The 2,359-nt window shown below is 66.0% G+C and carries 4 protein-coding genes; all 4 read left to right on the top strand.

Annotated features, from left to right (window positions below; translation table 11 throughout):
• Positions 1–438 (top strand): sugar O-acetyltransferase (locus VFX99_RS16940; protein ID WP_329667464.1); only part of this gene is annotated, 438 nt, incomplete at its 5' end.
• A 143-nt stretch (positions 439–581) separates the two neighbouring features.
• Complete coding sequence (locus tag VFX99_RS16935; protein ID WP_329667463.1) at positions 582–830, top strand: hypothetical protein; 249 nt, start codon at positions 582–584, stop codon at positions 828–830.
• A 131-nt stretch (positions 831–961) separates the two neighbouring features.
• Complete coding sequence (locus VFX99_RS16930) at positions 962–1,558, top strand: DUF6461 domain-containing protein (RefSeq protein ID WP_329667462.1); 597 nt, start codon at positions 962–964, stop codon at positions 1,556–1,558.
• 249 nt (positions 1,559–1,807) lie between these two features.
• A partial coding sequence (locus VFX99_RS16925; protein ID WP_329667461.1) for a GrpB family protein occupies positions 1,808–2,359 on the top strand: 552 nt, incomplete at its 3' end.

The raw sequence follows: 2,359 nt of genomic DNA, 5'->3' as shown, positions 1-2,359 counted from the left end.
CCCAACGACGCCGCTGGCCGGCGCGAGCTCCTCGAGGAGCTGCTCGGCGGGTTCGGTGAGCACAGCGAGGTGCGGCCGCCGTTGCACTGCGACTACGGCTACCAGACGACGATCGGCGCGCGGACTTTCGTCAACTGGGGCGTGACCTTCCTCGACGTCGCCGCGATCACCATCGGCGACGACGTGCAGATCGGTCCGAACGTGCAGCTGCTGACCGCCACCCACCCGCTCGAGCCGCAGCCGCGCCGCGACAAGTGGGAGGCGGCGGAGCCGATCACGATCGGCGACAACGTCTGGCTCGGTGGGGGAGTGATCGTGTGCCCGGGCGTCACCATCGGGGCGGACACGGTCGTGGGCGCTGGCTCCGTCGTCACGCGGGACCTTCCGGCCGGCGTCGTCGCGGTCGGGTCGCCGGCCCGGGTGCTGCGCCGGCTCTGACTGTGTGTGTCCCTAGCGGGGTTCGCGTCATGGGACGAATGGCGCTGGGATCGCTGGCCCTCATCGATTGACTGACCGCTACCGCTCATCGGCAGATGCGCGCCCTCATCGCGGCACGAGCAGGTGTGAGTAGCATCCGCCAGATGCAGGAGCAGTGGCACCTCGCGGATCAACCGGGCGCGGTGGATGCGGAGTCCCTTGCTTTGACGATTGAGCAGCGAGTCTCGCAGGGCACGATGACCACGTGCCTGGAGAGTTCACGCGGCCGTACGCAGGTTGATGACTACCCCGACCATGACACCGTGCCACTGGGAGAGGCCTTGCGGATCGTGGCTCACCTCGTTGCCGAAGGCGTGCCTCCGAGCGATGCGTCCTGGCAGGTGGATCGGTAGCGCATCGCCACGACCGTCGCTTTCGCTCATTGGCAGATCCGCGCACTTCTCGCGGCAGATGCGTGCGTCTGGCACGGCTCCCGGCGCCGCTGAACCACCGCCGCCTCGCGTGGCGGCGCTAGCCTCCCTGCATGGATCACGACCCCTCCCACTACGAGGCGATGTTCGAGGCCGCGGGAATCGACGGCGAGTCGCTCACCGTGCTGCTCGTCCGCGGTGGCACGCGTGCGGACGTGCTTCGACTTCTCGGCGCGGAAGCCGAACCAAACGGAGAGCCGTATCCGGACCTCGAGGATGTGGACTACTCAGGGTATGCGTTGGCTGAGGTCGAGGGTGGTGTTGTCGCGTTCGAGCACACTGGATACGCCGATCCCAGCCCACGAGTGCTGGCCGCACTCTCGTCGCTCGGAGGCGCTGCGGCGGTCACCCGCTCCAACATCCAGGCCCATGAGCGGTTTGGTTGCGCTCGCGACGGCAGGGTTCTCTTCGACGCTGACGAGTTCATGTTTGTGGATGAGGATCAGAGGGAGCTCGTGCCCCTCGAGCTGCGCCCCATGTTCGACTCGGCTCGGGTCAGTGTCGATGCCGACGATGACGAAGGGGCGGGCGGCTTCATCGGCTACGCGATGGCGGCCATCCATACCGGGGTCGTGGTCACCGGCGAAGACCTGATCCGTGCTGTGCAGCCGGGGTACCACCGTGTGCGGACGCTCACCTACTTGGAGTGATTTCGCGTAGGGAGCATTGTCGAATCGCTTCGGCGCGAGCCGTTACGTACATCGTCTGAGCCGGCCAGGTAGCAGACGGTTCGCTGCCCCTCCAAACGTCCGATCATCCGCATGTCCGGATCCTTGAAGTGCCACCGACAGGCGTCGTACGAACTCACTCGTCGCGGCAGATCCGGGCGAGCGTAGCCGCGCTCAACGCGGCATATCCGGATGTCGGACGTGCCCGAGCCCGATGCCAGACTTGTGGCCATGGCCGCACCTCGCCGGATCGTCATTCAGCCCTATAGCCACCAATGGCCCTCGGAGTTCGAGGAGGTGAAAGTCAATCTGCAGGAGGGCTTAGGTGACGTTGCGGCGCGCATCGACCACATCGGCTCAACCTCGGTGCCTGGGCTCGCTGCCAAGAACATCATCGACGTGCAGGTCAGCGTTTCAGATCTGGCAGACCGGAGGCTGGTCGGAGCCTTCGAAAAGCTCGGCGCAGCGGCGACCGACATCACGATGGACCACGTCCCGCCTGGCGATCAGAGAGAGCCGTCAGCGTGGGAGAAGAGGTACTTCCGAGCCCCCGCATCGTGGCGGCCCACCCACATACATGTCCGCGAAACTGGTCGAGCCAACACCCGATACGCGCTGTTGTTCCGCGATTACCTGCGCCATTCGCCGCCTGCCGCCGCCGCTTACGCCCAAATCAAGATGACGCTCTCCCGACTGCACCCGGAGGACGTAGACGCGTACTACGCGGTGAAGGACCCAGTCTGCGACCTGATCATGAACGCTGCGGAGCAATGGGCGCCCGGT

Source organism: Microbacterium sp. (assembly GCF_036277215.1).
Lineage (GTDB): Bacteria > Actinomycetota > Actinomycetes > Actinomycetales > Microbacteriaceae > Microbacterium.
Note: the sequence above shows the minus strand (reverse complement) of the source record. Positions and strands in the feature narration are given on the sequence as shown.

What these genes read in the sequence shown, in the direction of transcription:
- VFX99_RS16935 (WP_329667463.1), top strand. Translation starts at nt 582, where the DNA reads ATGCAGGAGCAGTGGCACCTCGCGGATCAACCGGGCGCGGTGGATGCG.
- VFX99_RS16930 (WP_329667462.1), top strand. Translation starts at nt 962, where the DNA reads ATGGATCACGACCCCTCCCACTACGAGGCGATGTTCGAGGCCGCGGGA.